This window comes from Stappia sp. P2PMeth1, from assembly GCF_900185735.1.
Classification (GTDB): Bacteria; Pseudomonadota; Alphaproteobacteria; order Rhizobiales; family Stappiaceae; genus Stappia.
Window position 1 is genome coordinate 69,729 of sequence record NZ_FYAW01000010.1, and the last position, 17,904, is coordinate 87,632.

The window sequence follows — 17,904 nt, forward strand, 5'->3', positions numbered from 1 at the left end:
CGCCCGTTCGAGGTGTGCCACGCTGATCCCGCAATCTTAAGGGGATCTGCAGCAGGGAGTTCAGCCAGTCATGACGTCCCAGCCCGAAAACGAACCCGACAACCCGGACACAAGCACGCCGCCCGTGATCACTGATACATCCGTACCGGAAGTCGCGCTCGGCTGGATGAATCCGGTCGGTCCCGATCCCATCCTTTACCCGGATCCGCCGCCTCCTCCCCCGCCGCCACCGGCGAGCGGCACACCCGACATCGGTTCCGGCACGCCCGATATCGGATCCGGCACGCCGGACGTGGGGTCGGGCACGCCCGATGTCGGCTCCGGTACTGCCGATCTGGCGTCGGGCACTCAGACCGTGCCCAAGGACGACTGACGCGAGAGCTCAGAACTCGCCGGGGCTGTAGTCGTAGCGGGTGTTGCAGAAGCGGCAGGTCACCTCGATGCGACCGCCGACGGTCATGTCGTCGCGCTCCTCCAGGGTGAATCCCTTGAGCATGGCCCGGATGCGTTCGTCGGAGCAGCGGCAGCGGTCGGCGAGCGGCTGCGGCGCGAAGACGCGCACACCGCGCTCGTGGAACAGGCGGAACAGCAGCCGCTCGGCGGTCATATCCGGATCGCCGAGTTCGTCGTCGCGCAGGGTCTCGACCAGGGCGCGGGCCTCGCGCCAGGCGTCGTCTTCCTCGAACTCGTGTTCCATCGCGCCCTCCGGCGCATCGCCCGGCGGCAGGTCGGCCTGGCGCATGCGCTCCGGCGCCTCGGGCAGGAACTGGGCCAGCACGCCGCCGGCCAGCCAGGAGTGGCGGGGCTTGTCGCCGGCCCGGCGGTCGAGAACCTCGCCGACGGCAAGGCGCACCACGGTCGGGATCTGCTCCGACTGGGCGAAGTAGCGATGCGCCACCTCCTCCAGCGTGATGCCGTCCAGCGCGACGATGCCCTGATAGCGATTCATCGCGGCGCCCTGATCGACCGTCATGGCGAGATGGCCATGGCCGAGCAGCGAGGGCGTGTCGGTGCGCCCGGCCGCCTCCGCCGCCGCCACTGCCTCCGCGTCGAACTGGGCGCAGGCGCGCAAGCCGTCTGGCGTCTGGAAATCGACGACCAGCATGGAAACCGGGCCGTCGGTGGTGGTCTGCAGGGTGAAGCGGCCGTCGAACTTCAGCGAGGTGCCAAGCAGGGCGACGAGCGTCGCCGCCTCGCCGAGCAGGCGCGAGACCGATGCCGGATAGGCATGGCGCTCCAGGATGCGGTCCAGCACCGGGCCGAGCATCACGGCGCGGCCGCGCACGTCCAGCGGCTCCACAGCGAAGGGAAGCACGGCGTCGCGCCCGGCCGGGGTGACGCCCAGCCGTTCCAGTTCGTCCTGAACGCTCATGTCGGTCCTATGCGTTCTGCAGGGCCCCAAGACACCAGGCGAGGATGCCCTTTTGTGCATGGAGCCGGTTTTCCGCCTCGTCGAAGACGACGGACTGCGGGCCGTCCATCACCTGCGACGTCACCTCCTCGCCGCGATGGGCAGGCAGGCAATGCATGAAAATGGCGTCCCGGTCGGCTTCCGCCATCAGACGGTCGTTGACCTGGTAGGGGCGCAGCAGATTGTGGCGATCGCCGTCGTCGTCGCCCATGGAGACCCAGCAGTCGGTGACGACGCAGTCGACACCCTTCACCGCCTCGAACGGATCGTCGGTGATGCGGATCTCTGCTCCCGCCTTGCGGGCGGCGGCGATGAGGTCGGCCGGCGGCGCCAGCTCCGACGGGGTGGCGATGTTGAGGGCGAAGTCGAGCTTCGTCGCCGCATGCACCCAGGAGGCCAGAACGTTGTTGCTGTCGCCGGTCCAGGCGACGCTGCGCCCGGCGATCTTGCCCTTCTTCTCCTCGAAGGTCAGCACGTCCGCCATGATCTGGCAGGGATGGGTGCGCTTGGTCAGGCCGTTGATCACCGGGACGGTGGCGTATTCGGCGAGTTCCGTCAGCGCATCATGGTCAAGGATGCGGATCATGATGGCGTCGACATAGCGCGACAGCACGCGCGCGGTGTCGGCGATCGTCTCGCCGCGGCCGAGCTGCATCTCTGCGCCGGTGAGCATCAACGTCTCGCCGCCAAGCTCGCGCATGCCGACATCGAAGGAGATGCGGGTGCGGGTCGAGGGCTGCTCGAACACCATGGCCAGCACGCGGCCGGCGAGCGGCCCGCCGCCGGACACACGCACGGGACCGCGCGCCTGCTTGATGCGGCGGCTGCCGTCGAGGATGAAGCGCAGCTCGCTGGCGTCGACGTCGGTGAGGTCGAGGAAGTGGCGCGGCTGGATGGTCATCACTCTGCCGCTCCCCGTTCGAGCCCGGCTTCCATGGCGCCGGCGGCCCGGTCGATGCGGGCCACCGCCTCCTCGATCTCCGCCTCGGTGATGGTCAGCGGCGGCATGATGCGCAGGACATTGTCGCCCGCGCCCACGGCCAGAACGCCGGCCTCGCGGAAATGCGACAGCAACTCGGTATTGGTGACCCGGCACTTGAGGCCGAGCATGAGGCCCTTGCCACGGATCTCCTCGAAGATCGCCGGATGGCCGTCGACAACGGCAGCCAGCTTCTGCTTCAGCAGCAGGCCCTTCTTCTGCACGCTCTCAAGGAAGCCGTCGGCCAGCACCACGTCGAGCACCGCATTGCCCACGGCCATGGCCAGCGGATTGCCGCCATAGGTGGTGCCGTGGGTGCCCGGCTTCATGCCGGAGGCCGCTTCCTCGGTCGCAAGGCAGGCGCCGAGCGGGAACCCGCCGCCGATGCCCTTGGCAACCGCCATGATGTCCGGCGTGATGCCGGCCCATTCATGGGCAAAGAGCTTGCCGGTACGCCCGACGCCGGTCTGCACCTCGTCGAGGATCAGCAGGATGCCGTGCTCGTCGCACAGGCGGCGCATCTCGCGCAGGTACTCGGTCGGCACGGGACGTACGCCGCCCTCGCCCTGGATCGGTTCGATCAACAGGCCGGCGGTGGTGTCGCCGATGGCGGCGAGCAGCGCCTCATGGTCGCCGAACGGCACCTGGATGAAGCCCGGCGCCTTGGGGCCGAAGCCTTCCAGATACTTCTCCTGGCCGCCGGCGGCGATGGTCGCCAGCGTGCGGCCATGGAAGGCGCCCTCGAAGGTGATGATGTCGATCCGCTCCGGCTCGCCCTTCGCATAGAAGTAGCGCCGCGCCGTCTTGATCGCGCATTCCAGCGCCTCGGCGCCGGAATTGGTGCAGAACACGCGGTCGGCGAAGGTCGCCTGCGTCAGCTTGCGCGCGAACGTCTCCTGGCCCTCGATGGCATAGACGTTGGACACGTGCCAGAGCTTGTCGGCCTGGTCCTTCAATGCCTTGACGAGACCGGAATGGGAATGGCCGAGCGAGTTGACGGCAATGCCGGCGGCGCAATCGAGAAAGCGTCGGCCATCGGAAGTCTCCAGCCACACACCCTCGCCACGCACGAACTCCAGGTTCGCGCGGCTGTAGGTCTGATAGAGAGATGAGCCTTCCATGTCCTTCCTGCTCCCATTGACCGGTCCCATCGACCGGCGAGATGCCTTGGCGGGCGAACCCGCCCCGAGCCCCGCGCGATGCCTTGCGAACCGCTGCCCTCCCGCTGCCGCAAAGGGCTGCGAAGGATGCGGACGGCGCTCCCGAAAGCAATTATGCCGCCCACGAGAGGCGGCACGGCGAGGAAGCCCCGTTATACACCGCGCGGACGCGGAAAAGTCAACGGAATTGGCGGGCGGCATGCGCACCCGCAACGCGGCCGAAAGCGGCCTTTTCTGGGGAAAACCGGATCAATCCCCAGGTGAATCGCCCCCTCACCTTGAACCGGAAAGCCGGCATATTGTAGCTTCCCAGTCAAGAAATACGACATCTCGTGTATCCGACTCACAATAGCCTCAAAATCCGGCGATGAGCGGGGCGCCCCTTACGGTGTGCCGATAACCTTTTATTAACCAGATGTCGGGGCCCGATCCAACACGGAGTTGAGCGCATGTCCTGGACAAGCGAACGCGTCGACCTTCTCAAGAAGCTCTGGACCGATGGACTGAGCGCCAGCCAGATCGCAGCGGAGCTCGGCGGCGTCACCCGCAATGCGGTGATCGGCAAGGTGCATCGCCTCGGCCTGTCAGGCCGTGCCAAGGCGCCGGCGGCCGCCCAGAAGGCACGCAGCAAGCCGGCCCGGAGCGGCGCCGAGGAGGCGGCCGCGTCGGCGGCGCAGCAGCAGGGCGGCGGCGCCCCGTCCGCACCGCAGACCATCGGCGCCACCGCGCTGAAGATCGAGGCCGCGCCGGTGGCCGCCCCCGCGCCGGAAGCCAAGCCCGTCGCCGAACTGGTGCCGATCGCCAAGCGGGCAACGATCCTGACGCTGACCGAGCGGACCTGCAAATGGCCGATCGGCGACCCCACCAAGGAAGACTTCTACTTCTGCGGCCACCCGTCGAACCCGGGCGTGCCCTACTGCCCCTATCACTGCCGCATCGCCTATCAGCCGGCGAGCGATCGCCGCCGCGACCGCAACGTCGCCAACGGCTGAGGCAGCGTCCCCCTCCAGGGGGCGGCTCTGACGAGAAAGGCCCGCCAGCGGTTTCCGCGGCGGGCCTTTTCGCGTCTGCATCGGTGGAGCGTCCGCGACGGGGATCGCCGGAGCGCCGTGCCAGGCACTCCGGCTCCTTCCATATCGGTGGCCCGCCTCAGGAGGCGACGGCGAACTGGTCGTTGAAGGCGTAGCCGGCACCACGCACGGTGCGGATCGGGTCCTGCACCTTGCCGCGATTGATAGCCTTGCGCAGGCGGCCGACATGGACGTCGACCGTCCGCTCGTCGACATAGACATCGTGGCCCCAGACCCCGTCGAGCAGTTGTTCGCGCGAGAAGACGCGGCCGGGCGAGGTCATCAGGAATTCAAGCAGTCGGAACTCGGTCGGGCCGAGATGAACCTCGCGGCCGGAGCGGCGCACCCGGTGGGTCTCGCGGTCGAGTTCCAGATCACCGGCGCGCAGCAGCGAGGACACGACCTCGGGCTTTGCCCGGCGCAGCATGGCGCGTACCCGCGCCATCAGCTCGGGGATCGAGAACGGCTTGACCACATAGTCGTCGGCGCCGGTGGCAAGGCCCCGGATGCGCTCCTGCTCCTCGCCGCGGGCGGTGAGCATGATCACCGGCAGGCGCTCGGTCTCGGCGCGCGAGCGCAGACGGCGGCACAGTTCGATGCCGGACAGGCCCGGCAACATCCAGTCGAGAAGCAGCAGGTCCGGCTGGCTTTCGCGCAGCAGCAGGTCGGCCTCGTCGCCGCGCATGCAGGTCTCGACCGTGTAGCCCTCGGCCTCGAGATTGTAGCGCAGCATCATGATGAGAGGCTCTTCGTCCTCCACTATCAGGACCTTCGGCATGATGTTTACCCTTGTCCTATCGACCCGGCCGGAAGGCCTTGGTGCGGCTTTTCACTCGCACCGCCTTGCCGGCTTTCGTTGTCAGCAGCAGCGGGCGATCCGATCGCCCGCGCAAGTCTCGATCGCAGCCGCGTCAGGGCACGATGTCGGTTTCGACGCCGGTCTCGTCGACCTTCTGGCGCTCGTCGGTCGGCAGAACGCCAGTCGACATGTAGATGACGTTCTCGGCGATGTTGGTGGCGTGATCGCCGATCCGCTCGATGTTCTTGGCGCAGAACAGCAGATGGGCGCAGACCGAAATCTGGCGCGGATCCTCCATCATATAGGTGAGGAGTTCGCGGAAGATCGAGGTGTAGAGCGCGTCGACCTCGTCGTCACGGTCGCGCACCGCGGCCGCCGCCTCGCTGTCGCGGCTGGCATAGGCGTCCAGCACGTCCTTCAACTGCGCCTGGGCCAGTTCGGTCATGTGCTCGACGCCGAGGGCGAACTTCTTGGAATCGAAGGTCCCCTCGATGGCGATGACACGCTTGGCGATGTTCTTGGCAAGATCGCCGACGCGCTCCAGGTCGTTGGAGATGCGCATCGCCGAGATGACGTCGCGCAGGTCGCTGGCGACCGGCTGGCGGCGGGCGATGATCAGGATCGCCTGCTCCTCGATCTCGAACTGCAGGACGTCGACCCGCTTGTCCTGGCCGATGACCCGGCGGGCGAGGTCCTTGTCCATGCGCACCAGCGCCGACACGGCATCGCTCAGCATGACCTCGGCAAGGCCGCCCATCTCCGACACGCGGCCGGCGATCTCCTTCAGTTCCTCGTCGAAGGAGGATACGGTATGTTCGCTCATGTCTCGTCTCCATCCGGGGCGGCGGTCGCCCCACCCGGCGGGGTGCGCCGCATAGGACGCAGCCTCCCGCCCGTTCTCGACCAGATCCAGATTAGCCGAAGCGGCCGGTGATGTAGTCCTGGGTGCGCTTGTCCCGGGGGCTGGTGAAGATGTCGTTCGTCGCCCCTTCCTCGACGAGATTGCCGAGGTGGAAGAAGGCCGTGCGCTGCGACACGCGGGCGGCCTGCTGCATGGAGTGGGTGACGATGACGATCGTGTAGTTCTCGCGCAACTCGTCGATCAGTTCCTCCACCTTGGCGGTGGCGATGGGATCGAGCGCCGAACAGGGCTCGTCCATCAGGATGACCTCGGGGCTGACCGCGATGGCGCGGGCGATGCACAGGCGCTGCTGCTGGCCGCCGGACAGGCCGGTGCCCGGTTCGTCGAGACGGTCCTTCACCTCGTTCCACAGGCCGGCCTTCTGCAAGGACACGGCCACCACCTCGTCAAGCTCCGCCTTGTTGCGGGTCAAGCCGTGGATGCGCGGCCCGTAGGCGATGTTCTCGTAGATCGACTTCGGGAAAGGGTTCGGCTTCTGGAACACCATCCCGACCCGGGCGCGCAGTTCGACCACGTCGATCGACGGATCGTAGATGTCCCGCTGGTCGAGCGAGATCAGACCCTCGACGCGGCAGATGTCGATCGTGTCGTTCATCCGGTTGAGGCAGCGCAGGAAGGTCGACTTGCCGCAGCCGGACGGCCCGATCAGCGCCGTCACATGCCGCTCGCGGATGTCGAGATTGACATCGAAAAGCGCCTGCTTCTCGCCGTAGAACACCCGCACGTCCTTGCCGCGCATCTTCACTGCGACACCTTCCGGCGTGGTCATGCGCGCCGCTGCCGCGGACCCCGTCACCGGGGCTTCCATCGTTTCCATGGACATGGTCATTTCCTTTCGAGGCCCGCTCACCAGCGCCGCTCAAAGCGCTGCCGGAGGAAGATTGCGATTGCGTTCATCGTGATCAGGAAGCCGAGCAGCACCAGGATCGCCGCCGAAGTGCGGGCAACGAAGCCGCGCTCGGGGCTGTCGGCCCAGATGAAGATCTGCGTCGGCAGGGCGGTGGAGGCTTCGAGCACACCGGTGGTCGGCGAGGTGATGAAGGCGTTCATGCCGATCAGCAGCAAGGGTGCCGTCTCGCCCAGCGCCTGGGCGAGGCCGATGATCGTGCCGGTCAGAATGGTCGGCATCGACAGCGGCAGGATGTGGTGCAGGATCGCCTCATGCTTGGACGCGCCGATACCGAGCGCGGCCTCGCGGATCGACGAGGGGACCGACTTCAGCGAAGCCCGCGTGACGATGATGATCGTCGGCAAGGTCATCAACGCAAGCACCATGCCACCGACCAGCGGCGCCGAGCGCGGCAAGCCGAAAACCCCCAGGAAGACCGCAAGACCAAGGAGACCGAAAACCACCGAGGGCACGGCTGCGAGATTGTTGATGTTCACCTCAATGAAGTCCGTCACGCGGTTCTTCGGGGCGAATTCCTCAAGGTAGATCGCCGCCGCGATACCGGCCGGGAACGACAGCAGGAAGCAGACGAGAAGCGCCCAGAACGAGCCGGAGATGGCTCCCGCAAGGCCGGCAAGCTCAGGGAACCGGCTGTCGGCGTTGAAGAACAGGCCCCAGTTGAAGGGCTGGCTGATCACACCGCGGGCGCTCAGTTCGTCAAACCAGCCGATCTGCGTGTCGTCGACCCGCCGCCGGCTTTCGGGCAGGGAGCGGTCGACCTCGCCCTTTGCCAGTTGGTCGAAGGGATCGGCCAGCGGCACGGTGAAGGCCACGGTCCGCCCGATCAGCGAAGGATCCGCAACGACCCGGTCGCGAATGAGGAACTGCGCGTTCGGCGTGAAGGTCTGGAGGAACTTGCGGCGCTCCGCGGCGGTCACCTCCGGGTTGAGACCGGCAAGCGCATTCTGGACAATGTTCCGCCAGGGAGCGTTGAACACGTCCGCCCGATCGATCTCCTGAGGATCGAGGCGGATCTCCACTGTCACCATGGTCTGGACGAAGGCCTTGTAGCCGCTCATCAAAAGCGAGGTGAACAGGATCGCCAGAAAGCCGAGGGCAAGGAGAATGGCGGTCAGACCGTAGGTCTTCAGCCGCGTGTCGGCAGCGTAGCGGGCGCGTCGACGCGCCTGCATCGCGTCCGACGACCAGTTGACCGGGGTCCGGGCCAGAGCGCTCGGGTTGGTATCAGCCGTGACGGACATCAGTACTGCTCCCGATATTTGCGGACGATCCGAAGCGCCACGACGTTCAGTGCCAGGGTGATCACGAAGAGGACGAGACCAAGAGCGAAGGCCGCAAGCGTCTTCGGATTGTCGAAGGAAGTGTCACCAATCAGCAGCGTAACGATCTGCACCGTAACGGTGGTTACCGACTGCAGCGGATTGACGTTCATGGTGGCGATCAGACCTGCCGCCATCACCACGATCATGGTTTCGCCGATGGCTCGCGACAGCGCCAGCAGAACACCGCCGACAATGCCGGGAAGCGCGGCCGGCAGCAGCACCTTGCGGATTGTCTCGCCCTTTGTTGCCCCCAGCGCCAGGGACCCATCGCGAACGGAGCGCGGGACGGCGGTCAAGGCATCGTCAGACAGCGAGGAGATGAAGGGGATGAGCATGATGCCCATCACGCCGCCCGCGACCAGCGCGGCATTCGGACTGACGCCGAAGCCCAACCAGTCCCCGAGGCTGCGCAACGCCGGTGCGACAGTCAGCACGGCGAAGAAGCCGTAGACGACCGTCGGGATGCCGGCCAGGATCTCAAGCAGCGGCTTGACGACCGCGCGGACACGTTCGGAGGAGAATTCGGTCAGATAGACCGCGGAGAACAGGCCGATCGGCGTTGCGACCGCCATGGCGATCACCGCGATGACAAGGGTGCCGAGGAATACCGGAACGGCACCGAAAGCCCCCGCTCCCGCGACCTGATCCTCACGCATGGGGATCTGAGGCTCCCAGTTCAGGCCGAAGAAGAACTCATGCGCAGGAACGCGGGAGAAGAACTGGTAGGCCTCATAAAGGAGCGAGGTGACGATGCCGGCGGTGGTTGCGATCGCGACCACCGAGCAGAACAGCATGAAGGCGTTCAGCGAACGCTCGACACTGTGGCGCGCGCGATAGCGCACCGAAATCAGCTTGTAGCCCAGTCCGAGACCGACCAGAGCGACAGACACGGCGACCACCAGCATGGCCCACTGGGCGTTGGCGATGACAGCCTTGTAAAACTCGGCCGCAGCCGCGACGTCTCCCGACGGCTCTCGGAAGATGCGCCCAGCAGCCACCTGCTTGATCTCGCTCAGCAGAAGCGCCTTCTGCGCGGTGTCGAGTCCCGCAGCGGCATTGCCCATGCTGTCGAGAATGATCCGGTCTACCGCCGCGCCCTGAAAAAGCAGCCAGAACAGGACAATGATCAACGCCGGAATACCGGTCCAGATGGCGATGTTGAGACCGTGGTAAAATGGCAGCGAGTGAAAGTCGCGATAAGCGGTGCCGCGCACACGTCTGGCGCGGATGAGCCCCGCCACGTAGCCGACTACCGCCAGGACCAAGAGAATGAGAAATACGGTTCCGGCCATCACCGCCCCCGATTGCGGTTGATCAAGAAAATGCCCGCGCGGAGTCCCCGCGCGGGCGCTTGCAACGCTCTCAGATTAGAACGAGATGCTCTCGCCGGCAGCGACCGAAGCGCGGGTCTTTTCGCGCAGGTCCGCCGGAAGCGGCACGAGGCCACGCTCGGCGAGGTAACCGCCGTCACCGATGGCGTCCTCGGAGACGTACTCCTCGAGGAACTCGTTCAGACCCGGAATGACGCCGCGGTGAGCGTTCTTCACGTAGTTGTAAAGCGGACGCGACAGGGAGTACTCACCCGAACCGATCGCCTCCAGAGACGGAGCGACACCGTCGATCGAGACCGCCTTCAGGGTGTCCTGGTTCTCGTACAGGTACGAGTAGCCGAAGATACCCAGGGTCGTCGCATCGGCCTGAAGGCGCTGAACGATCAGGTTGTCGTTCTCGCCGGCCTCGATGAACGGGCCGTCCTGACGCATGCGCGAGCAGACCTCGTTCCACTTGTCGCGGTTGGACTTCCTGAGATCGGCCATGCCCGGCAGGTTCTTGCAGCCCTCATGCATCGAAAGCTCGACGAAGGCATCACGGGTGCCGGAGGTCGGCGGGGGGCCGAACACGACGATCTTGGCCGCCGGCAGCGACGGGTCGATGTCCGACCACATCTGGTTGGGGTTGGCGACGAAACCGCCATTGCCGTCCGGAAGCTCAGCCGCGAGCGCCTTGAAGATCTGCTCGTTGGTCAGCGAAAGATCCGCGCCTTCCTGAGACACGGCGATCGACAGACCGTCATAACCGATCAGAACTTCGGTCACGTCGGTGACGCCGTTGGTCTTGCAGAGCTCCTTCTCGCTGTCCGTGATGGCACGGGAAGCACCAGTCATGTCCGGGAAATCGGGACCGATGCCGCCGCAGAAGATCTTGAAGCCGCCACCGGTGCCAGTCGACTCCAGGACGGGAGCGGCCGAGCCGGTCTTGTTGGCGTATTCCTCGGCAACACCCTGGGTGTAGGGGAACACGGTGGAGGAACCGACGACCTTGACCTGATCGCGAGCGATGGCGGCGCCGGTGAAGGCGACCGAAGCGACCGCGGTCGCGCTGAGAAGAGCTTTGATGTTCACCTGACCTCTCCCTGGATTTCAGGATTTCTCACGTTACCCCGCAGACTTATTCCCGCGAGGTCGAGGGCACCCTAGTCCTGGCCCGTGATGCTTATATGAAGATCAGGTATCACTTTTGTGACAATTCAAGACCTTGACTTAAAACGTCTTTTTTCTCGAAAACAGTCAAAGTGGCGTCTTTTGCGACAGGAAACCTAACGGTGAAGGTCGCGCCCTCGCCCGGGGTACTGTCGATCTCGAGCCGCGCCTTGTGCCGGGTCAGGATGTGCTTGACGATGGCAAGGCCGAGGCCTGTGCCCCTGGTTTCCCGGCTACGCGACGCATCCACCCGGTAGAAGCGCTCGGTCAGGCGCGGGAGGTGCTCCGCCGCGATGCCGGGACCGAAGTCGCGCACGCTGAGGACAAAGGTTCCAGGCCCGCGCGACGCCTCCCCGCCCGCCGGCGGGACCGGCACCAGGCGGATTTCCACCCGCTTGCCGCTGGCGCCATACTTGATGGCGTTCTCGACGAGATTCTCGATCACCTCGATCAGTTCGTCCCGATCCGCCCGGACCAGGCAGAGTGCCGGCGGCGTCTCGATGTCGAGAACGACGCCGGCCTCATCGGCAACAGGCTTCAAGGCGTCGCAGGCATGCCGCAACAGGGGGACGAGGTCGAGCACGGTCTCCGGCTGGACGTGGGCCTTCAGTTCGATGCGCGACAGCGACAGGAGGTCGTCGATCAGCCGACGCATGCGGTCGCCCTGCTGCAGCATGATGCCGAGGAACCGATCACGGGCGACCGGATCATCGCGCGCCGGGCCCTGCAGCGTCTCGACGAAGCCGGTAAGCGAGGCGAGCGGTGTGCGCAGCTCATGGCTGGCATTGGCGACGAAGTCGGCCCGCATTCGCTCCAGCCGGCGCTGCTCGGTCAGGTCCTGCAAGGTGACGAGAACGAAGCGCCCTGCTCCGCCGGCGGCGCCGGCGCGTGGCGCCTCGCCGGGCGCCGCCGCCGGCTCGGCGATCGGCGTCACATAGGCCTCGAGCCAGCTTTCCGTCGGAACCCGCTCGCTCCACTCGATCCGCTGGGCCGGGCCGCCGGCCATGACCTTGTCGAGCGCTTCCAGCAGCACCGGCACGCGCAGGCGCAGCGACAGCGGATCGCCCGGCAGCGGGTCGCCGAAGCGCACCCTTGCAGCGCGGTTGACATAGCGGGTGATGCCGCGCCGGTCGACGATGAAGCACGGGTTCGGCAGCGCGTCGGCGAGCTGCTTCATGCCGGTCTCGGGCCAGGGGGTCAGCGCCCGGGCTTCCCTCCGGCGACGGGTGACGAGCAGACGGCGGGTGGGGGGAATGAGGGCCGCAAGGAGAACCGGAATCGCCCCGGCGGCGACCATCAGCGCCGGCACCCCGGCCACGAGGACGGCGAGCAGCGCCACCGCGACGACGGCGAACAACACCCAGCGCTGCTCGGCGACGCGCTCGCGAAGCCGGCTGCGCAGGCCCGGACGCGCCGCAGGGCGCTCTGTGGTGTCGTCGCTCATTCCTGTCGCCGTCGATCCTGTCGGGTTTCCCAACGGCCTGTCCGTCCGCGGGGCGGCGCGGCAGACGCGGAGCGGAAAGGCCGGGAAAGCGGGAGGACTTCCATAGCATGGCCCATATGACAGGCCCAAGACGGAAACCGAAGCCAGAAGTCGAAGACGGGAAACAATCGCAGCCGGCTGCTTCACGGGGACCGGCGGGAATGCTATCTGCCTGGATGCAGGCAGACGCGCCGACGGACGGCGCGATGCGCGAGGGAGGCTTTGCCATGACCCCGGCTCAGGCGGCTGAACGGCTGCCCCAGGCACTGGCGATGCAGGACTGGGAGACGGCCCGCAAGGCGCTCAAGCGCCTGGTGCGGGCGGATCCGGGCAATGCCTCGCTGCATTACAACCTGGGCCTCGTCCTGCGCCGGCTCGGCGATCCGGATGCCGCCGACGATGCCTTCGGCGCGGCGCTGAAGGTCTCTCCCGGCCATCTCAACGCCCTGTTCGAGCGAGCGGCGGCGGCAATGGATGCCGGCCGCCGGGAGGCGGCGGAGGCCGGCTTTTCCGCCTATCTGGAGAAGGCGCCGGACGATGCCGACGGCTGGCTGAACCTTGCCCGGCTGCGCCTGCGCCGCGACGCGGCCGGCGAGGCGGAAGCGGCCTTTGCCCGGGTCCTTGCCCTGCGACCCGGCGACCGCGACGCGGAGATCGGCCTGGCGGAGGCGGGACTGCGCCAGGGACGGGCGGAGGCCGCGGCGAAACTCAGAACCCTCTTCGCCGAACTGCCGGCCGAACGGCCGCGCCTCCTCAAGGCGATGAGCCAGGGGCCGCGCGGCAAAATTCCGCTGTCGGGCCTTGCCCTGACCGGAACGGTGCGCGTCGACGAGGCCGGCTGAGCCCCTCACCTGTCGCGCGGCGCGCGGAAGCTCTTGCGATAGAGACCCGGATCATCCTGAAGCCCGTCCTGCACCTGCAGGTGCCGGTCAAGCTCGTTCCGGTCCATGGCGCGGATGTCGAGGTCCAGCGCCTCGCGGCGGATCGGGAAGGCCTGGGCCACCGGCGTGCCGGCAGGCAGGCGTCCGGAAAAGCCGGCATCGCGCCAGATCGCCGGGAAATGCACGAAGCCGTCCCGGTAGCGATCGCAGTCGACAAGACCGGCAAGAGTGCGGAAGGGCAGGTCCTCGCGGTTGAGCGGATGGGTGAAGAGCAGGGAGACGCCCTCGGGCGCCTCGACCGTCCAGAAATTCGTGAACTTCACCACAAATTGCCCGTCCGGCAGACCGAAGGGCACACCTGCGGCCTGTTCCGGCACATGCAGGCCGATGGGCGAGCGGGTCTGGCGCGCCCCTTCCGCCACCGGCGGCGACCAGTCCCAGGAGATCTCGCCGTCAGCGACGTGGAGATCGGCGGCCAGGCGGAACATCACCCCCAGCGCCAGCGCATCGATCAGCGGCGGACAGTGCTTGAGGGTGCGGACCTGCGCCCCGCCGAGAAACTCGCTCGCGACCACGGACGGCACCGCCTTCAGCCAGTCGGGAAAGCCGGCGCGCGCCGGCACCGGCTCCGGCACATGGCCGACCAGTTCCGGCAGACAGCGGAACGAGAGCCTCATCGCCGTGCCGGACGGTTTCGGGCGGCGGCCTCCAGCGCGTCGAGACAGGCAGGCCAGCCTTCGGGTGACGCCATCGCCTCGCGATAGGCGATGCCGGCCTCGCCATGGCGCAGGAAGTCGCCATGGGTCAGTTCGATGCGGGTGCCCTCGGCCGCCTGGCGAAACTCGATCATCACGCGGCTGGCAGCGGCGGGATCCGCCACCGGCTCGCCGTCCGGCGAAATCTGCCAGGCGAGACGCAGATAGAGCGGCGGCTCGATCGACAGGACCGTGCCCCAGACCCGGCGCGGACCGCCGGGCGTCTGCTCGGTGCAGGCACCGCCCGCCATCGGCTCGATCGAAAGGTCGGCCGCCGGATCGCGGGAAAATGTGCGCTGCCAGGGCCACCACTCGCCGATGCGGTCGACAAGCAGATCGAAGGCCGCCTCGCGTGCCAGCGGCAGCGTGCGAACGAAGACGATGGAACCGTCCGTTTCGGACATGTCAGCTCCCGAATCAGTCGCCGGAACGAAGACCCTGAAGGTCGCAGCCGACCGGCCGGGCCGTCAACCGTTGCCGCCGCGACGCCTCGCCAGAACCCAGATGGTGGCCGATACGACGGTGATGACGACGAAGATCACGCCGATGACGTTGATCATCGGCGACAGGCCGAAGCGCATGCGCGCGCCGATCTCGGTGACGAGCGTCCAACTGGAACCGATCGCGAAGAAGGTGGTGTTGTAGTTCTCGATCGACTGCAGGAAGGAGATCAGCGCCGCCGTCAGCATCGTCGGCATGAGGAACGGCAGCGTGATGCGGCGGAAGACGAAGACCGAGGAGGCGCCGAGGTCGAGCGCCGCTTCCTCCAGCGCGCGGTCCTGCCGCTGCAGGCGCGCCATGAACATCAGCATGCAATAGGAGGCGATGAAGGCGGCCTGCGCGATGGCCGCAGTGAACAGCCCCGCCTCCATGCCGAAAGCATCGCGCCAGAAGATCATGGTGGTGGCGCCAAGCACGATGCCGGGGGTGAGGATCGGCGAGACCAGCACCGTGTAGAGCAGGGTCGAGGCCCGCGACTGCAGCCGCGTCAGGATCAGCGCGCCGGCAAGGCCGAGCGGAATCGAGATGACGATCACGCCGCCGGCGATCGCCAGCGAGTGCAGCAGTCCTTGCACGAACCGGGCATCACGCGGCAGCGCCTGAAACCATTTCAGCGTGAAGCCCTGCCAGTCGGTGACGGAGGGGGTCGGGTTGGCGTTGAACGCGGCCGCGACCATGAACATCAGCGGCAGGAACATATAGGCGAAGAACAGCAGCAGGTAGCCGGAGAGCACCGCGTCGGACCAGTCCCGGATCCGGCGCCGGCGCGGGGCGGCACCCGCTGCGATCTGCTCTGCGGTGATGACCGTCATTTCGCGATATCCCTGATGCCGACGCGGAAGACGGCCATGTTGACGAGGATGAAGGCGATACAGGCGACGAGCAGGGCCAGCGAATAGGCCGCACCCTCGTTCCACGAGCCCGCCTCGAAGAAGCGGCGGTAGATCACCTGCGCGAACCAGTCCGGATGCAGGCCGCGACCGACGATCTCCGGCACGGCGATCGATCCGGCGGACAGCATGAAGGTCATGATCGCGCCGACGGCGATGCCGGGCTTGGCATGGGGCAGCACCACGCGCCAGTGGATGCGCCAGGTGGAACTGCCAAGATCCCGCGCCGCCTCGATCTGGTTCTTGTCCAGCGTTTCGATGGTGTTGTAGATCGGGAACACCATGAAGAGCACATAGGCATAGACCATCACGGTGAAGACGGCGCCGTTGGAGGCGACGAAGCGGATGCCCTCTCCCGCCTGCATGTCGATCAGGCCGAGGGCATCGAGAACGCCGTTGAGGATGCCCTGCTTCTCCAGGATCATCACCCAGGAGAAGATCCGCAGCAGTTCGTTGATCGCGTAAGGAATGATGAGGCCGAGCATCATCAGCGCCACCTTGTTGGCGCTTTTCGCCGTCGCGGCCGCATAGGCGACCGGATAGCACACGACGAAGGAGAGCAGCGTCACGCAGAGCGCGTAAAAGATCGTCGAGAGAAAGATGCGAAAGTGCAGCTCGCTCATATTGGTGAAATTCTTGGCCGAATAGCTCTCGCTGATGCCAGCCGTCTTGGTCGTCTCGGCCTCGATCGCCTCCAGTTCGGCAATGCGCCCCTGCAGGCCGGCCTTCTCCTCCTCCAGCGCGACAATGCGGCCCTCGACCTCCTCAAGCGGCAGCGCAGCCTGTTGCGGCGGCGCGAAGGGGCTCGGGGCGACGCCTGGTGACGGCGCCGCGGGCGAGGGTAGCGAGGGAGACGGCGTCAGCGAGGGTGAGGGCGTCAAAGAGGGAGACGGGGTCAGGGATGGCGAGGGAACCAGCGACGGCGACGGCAGACCGCCTGCCGGAGCTCCGTCCGCCGCCTGTCCAGCCTCTTGTCCAGCCTCTTGTCCAGCCTGAAGCTGGGCCCGCAGATCGCGCAGATCCGTGTCGATGTCGAAGACGCGGGTATAGGCACGGTCGATCTCCAGCGACAGGGTCGCCGCATCGCCCGACCGGTCGACATAGGTGAAGGCGCGCTCGATCATGCGCGCCTGCGGCAGCACGATCAGCAGGGCGATCCAAACGGCGGTGAGCGCCAGGAAGATCCCGGTCAGGCCTTTGCCATAGCTCTTGACCAGACTATTCACGGGCGAGATCCCCCACCGGCATGACGATCGCGTCCGAGGGCCGGAAGGCAAGATCCGTCTCGCCGGATGCCAGCGAAGAGGCCGTGTCGCCCGAATTCGGCAGATGCACCGTCACCGGCGCGTCGCCGGCACGGCAATGCAGGTTGACGAAAGGCCCTTCCAGATCGCGGCGCTCGATGGTGGCGCGCAGTCGGTTGCGCGGCGCATCGTCGGTCCCGGTACCGCCAAGGCCCACCCGCTCGGGGCGCACGAAGATCATGACCTCGTCGCCGACACCGGCGCGCCCGCGCAGACGCGCCAGCATCTCGCCCTGCGGCGTGTCGACCCGGGCAATCTCGCCGTCGAGCCCGGAAAGCTTGCCACGGAAGACGTTCTGTTCCCCGACGAAGCTGGCGACGAAGGGCGTTCCCGGCTGATTGTAGATCTCGTCTGAGGAGGCGACCTGCTCGACCACGCCGCGGTTCATCACCGCCACCCGGTCGGACATGGTGAGCGCCTCGCCCTGGTCATGGGTGATGTAGATGAAGGTGACGCCGGTCTTGCGCTGCAGGTCCTTGAGCTCGCTGCGCATGTGCTGGCGCAGCTTGAGATCGAGAGCGGACAGCGGCTCGTCGAGCAGCAGCACCGCCGGCTCGACCGCCAGCGCACGGGCAATCGCGACGCGCTGGCGCTGGCCGCCGGACAGCTCCGTCGGCTTCTTCTCGCCCTGGCCGGTGAGCGCGACCATGGCCAGCAATTCCTCGGCCCGCTGGCGACGGACCTTCTTCGGCACGCCTCGCGCCTCCAGGCCGAAGGCGACGTTCTCCCACACGCTCATGAGGGGGAAGAGCGCAAGGTTCTGGAAGATCAGCGCGGTCGGCCGGGCGTTGGGGCGGATGCCGGCCATGCTCGTCCCGCCGATGCGCACGTCGCCGGCCGAAGGGTCGAGAAAGCCGGAGATCATCCGCAGGATCGTGGTCTTGCCGCAGCCCGAGGGGCCGAGAATGGAGAAGAACTCCCCGGCATTGATCGTCAGGTCGGTCGGCTGAACGGCGGTAAAATCGCCGAAGCGCATCGATACCCCGTCAAGGACGACGTCTTGTCCGTGCATTTGCCCCTCATCTGGCACGCGATCC

General features: G+C 66.7%; 18 protein-coding genes. 3 read left to right on the forward strand and 15 right to left on the reverse strand.

Features of this window, described 5'->3' with window-relative positions; genetic code table 11:
• The first annotated feature begins 70 nt into the window (after nucleotides 1-70).
• Nucleotides 71-373: a hypothetical protein gene (locus tag P2PM1_RS05495; protein ID WP_186398437.1), complete on the forward strand. Its 303-nt coding sequence runs from the start codon at nucleotides 71-73 to the stop codon at nucleotides 371-373.
• Nucleotides 374-382: 9 nt separating this feature from the next.
• Here the strand turns inward: P2PM1_RS05495 and P2PM1_RS05500 are convergent, their stop codons facing one another.
• The 3 genes from P2PM1_RS05500 to P2PM1_RS05510 are packed head-to-tail and all read right to left on the reverse strand — an operon-like array spanning nucleotide 383 to nucleotide 3,511.
• Entirely contained in the window at nucleotides 383-1,372 is a 990-nt protein-coding gene (locus P2PM1_RS05500) for an Hsp33 family molecular chaperone (RefSeq protein ID WP_186386855.1), read from the reverse strand.
• A gap of 7 nt (nucleotides 1,373-1,379) precedes the next feature.
• Nucleotides 1,380-2,312, reverse strand: coding sequence for an ornithine carbamoyltransferase (argF, locus tag P2PM1_RS05505; protein WP_186398438.1), 933 nt, complete (start codon nucleotides 2,310-2,312; stop codon nucleotides 1,380-1,382).
• Nucleotides 2,312-3,511, reverse strand: coding sequence for an aspartate aminotransferase family protein (locus P2PM1_RS05510; RefSeq protein ID WP_186398439.1), 1,200 nt, complete (start codon nucleotides 3,509-3,511; stop codon nucleotides 2,312-2,314). The genes argF and P2PM1_RS05510 overlap by 1 nt, the downstream gene beginning before the upstream one ends.
• 488 nt (nucleotides 3,512-3,999) lie before the next feature.
• On the opposite strand from P2PM1_RS05510, the gene P2PM1_RS05515 reads away from it, so the two are divergent.
• Entirely contained in the window at nucleotides 4,000-4,542 is a 543-nt protein-coding gene (locus P2PM1_RS05515; RefSeq protein ID WP_186386858.1) for a GcrA family cell cycle regulator, read from the forward strand.
• 157 nt (nucleotides 4,543-4,699) lie between these two features.
• Here the strand turns inward: P2PM1_RS05515 and phoB are convergent, their stop codons facing one another.
• The 7 genes from phoB to P2PM1_RS05550 all read right to left on the reverse strand — a co-directional run bounded on the left by phoB (nucleotide 4,700) and on the right by P2PM1_RS05550 (nucleotide 12,497).
• Nucleotides 4,700-5,398, reverse strand: coding sequence for a phosphate regulon transcriptional regulator PhoB (gene phoB / locus P2PM1_RS05520; RefSeq protein ID WP_186386859.1), 699 nt, complete (start codon nucleotides 5,396-5,398; stop codon nucleotides 4,700-4,702).
• Between the two features lie 133 nt (nucleotides 5,399-5,531).
• Nucleotides 5,532-6,242 carry a phosphate signaling complex protein PhoU gene (gene phoU / locus P2PM1_RS05525; protein WP_186386860.1) on the reverse strand — a complete coding sequence of 237 codons (711 nt, stop codon included), beginning with the start codon at nucleotides 6,240-6,242 and terminating at the stop codon, nucleotides 5,532-5,534.
• A gap of 91 nt (nucleotides 6,243-6,333) precedes the next feature.
• Nucleotides 6,334-7,110 (reverse strand): phosphate ABC transporter ATP-binding protein PstB, encoded by a 777-nt coding sequence (gene pstB, locus P2PM1_RS05530; RefSeq protein ID WP_244301424.1) that lies wholly within the window; start codon nucleotides 7,108-7,110, stop codon nucleotides 6,334-6,336.
• 77 nt (nucleotides 7,111-7,187) lie between these two features.
• Complete coding sequence (pstA, locus tag P2PM1_RS05535; RefSeq protein ID WP_186398441.1) at nucleotides 7,188-8,492, reverse strand: phosphate ABC transporter permease PstA; 1,305 nt, start codon at nucleotides 8,490-8,492, stop codon at nucleotides 7,188-7,190.
• Nucleotides 8,492-9,865, reverse strand: coding sequence for a phosphate ABC transporter permease subunit PstC (gene pstC / locus P2PM1_RS05540; RefSeq protein ID WP_186398442.1), 1,374 nt, complete (start codon nucleotides 9,863-9,865; stop codon nucleotides 8,492-8,494). Before pstC ends, pstA begins: the two co-directional genes overlap by 1 nt.
• A 75-nt stretch (nucleotides 9,866-9,940) precedes the next feature.
• Complete coding sequence (locus P2PM1_RS05545) at nucleotides 9,941-10,975, reverse strand: substrate-binding domain-containing protein (RefSeq protein WP_186398443.1); 1,035 nt, start codon at nucleotides 10,973-10,975, stop codon at nucleotides 9,941-9,943.
• 109 nt (nucleotides 10,976-11,084) lie between these two features.
• Complete coding sequence (locus tag P2PM1_RS05550) at nucleotides 11,085-12,497, reverse strand: ATP-binding protein (RefSeq protein ID WP_186398444.1); 1,413 nt, start codon at nucleotides 12,495-12,497, stop codon at nucleotides 11,085-11,087.
• A 266-nt stretch (nucleotides 12,498-12,763) separates the two neighbouring features.
• On the opposite strand from P2PM1_RS05550, the gene P2PM1_RS05555 reads away from it, so the two are divergent.
• Entirely contained in the window at nucleotides 12,764-13,378 is a 615-nt protein-coding gene (locus P2PM1_RS05555; RefSeq protein WP_186398445.1) for a tetratricopeptide repeat protein, read from the forward strand.
• A gap of 5 nt (nucleotides 13,379-13,383) precedes the next feature.
• Here the strand turns inward: P2PM1_RS05555 and P2PM1_RS05560 are convergent, their stop codons facing one another.
• From P2PM1_RS05560 to P2PM1_RS05580, 5 genes are all read right to left on the reverse strand, one after another.
• The gene (locus P2PM1_RS05560) at nucleotides 13,384-14,094 is read right to left on the reverse strand and encodes a hypothetical protein (protein WP_186394937.1); all 711 of its coding nucleotides are present in this window, start codon (nucleotides 14,092-14,094) and stop codon (nucleotides 13,384-13,386) included.
• Nucleotides 14,091-14,576 carry an SRPBCC family protein gene (locus P2PM1_RS05565; protein WP_186386868.1) on the reverse strand — a complete coding sequence of 162 codons (486 nt, stop codon included), beginning with the start codon at nucleotides 14,574-14,576 and terminating at the stop codon, nucleotides 14,091-14,093. The genes P2PM1_RS05560 and P2PM1_RS05565 overlap by 4 nt, the downstream gene beginning before the upstream one ends.
• A 63-nt stretch (nucleotides 14,577-14,639) precedes the next feature.
• Nucleotides 14,640-15,485, reverse strand: coding sequence for an ABC transporter permease (locus P2PM1_RS05570; RefSeq protein WP_186386869.1), 846 nt, complete (start codon nucleotides 15,483-15,485; stop codon nucleotides 14,640-14,642).
• Entirely contained in the window at nucleotides 15,482-16,789 is a 1,308-nt protein-coding gene (locus tag P2PM1_RS25370) for an ABC transporter permease (protein ID WP_244301420.1), read from the reverse strand. Before P2PM1_RS25370 ends, P2PM1_RS05570 begins: the two co-directional genes overlap by 4 nt.
• A complete protein-coding gene (locus tag P2PM1_RS05580; RefSeq protein WP_186386871.1) occupies nucleotides 16,782-17,879 on the reverse strand; it encodes an ABC transporter ATP-binding protein in 1,098 nt (365 codons plus the stop codon). The genes P2PM1_RS25370 and P2PM1_RS05580 overlap by 8 nt, the downstream gene beginning before the upstream one ends.
• Nucleotides 17,880-17,904: the final 25 nt, after the last annotated feature.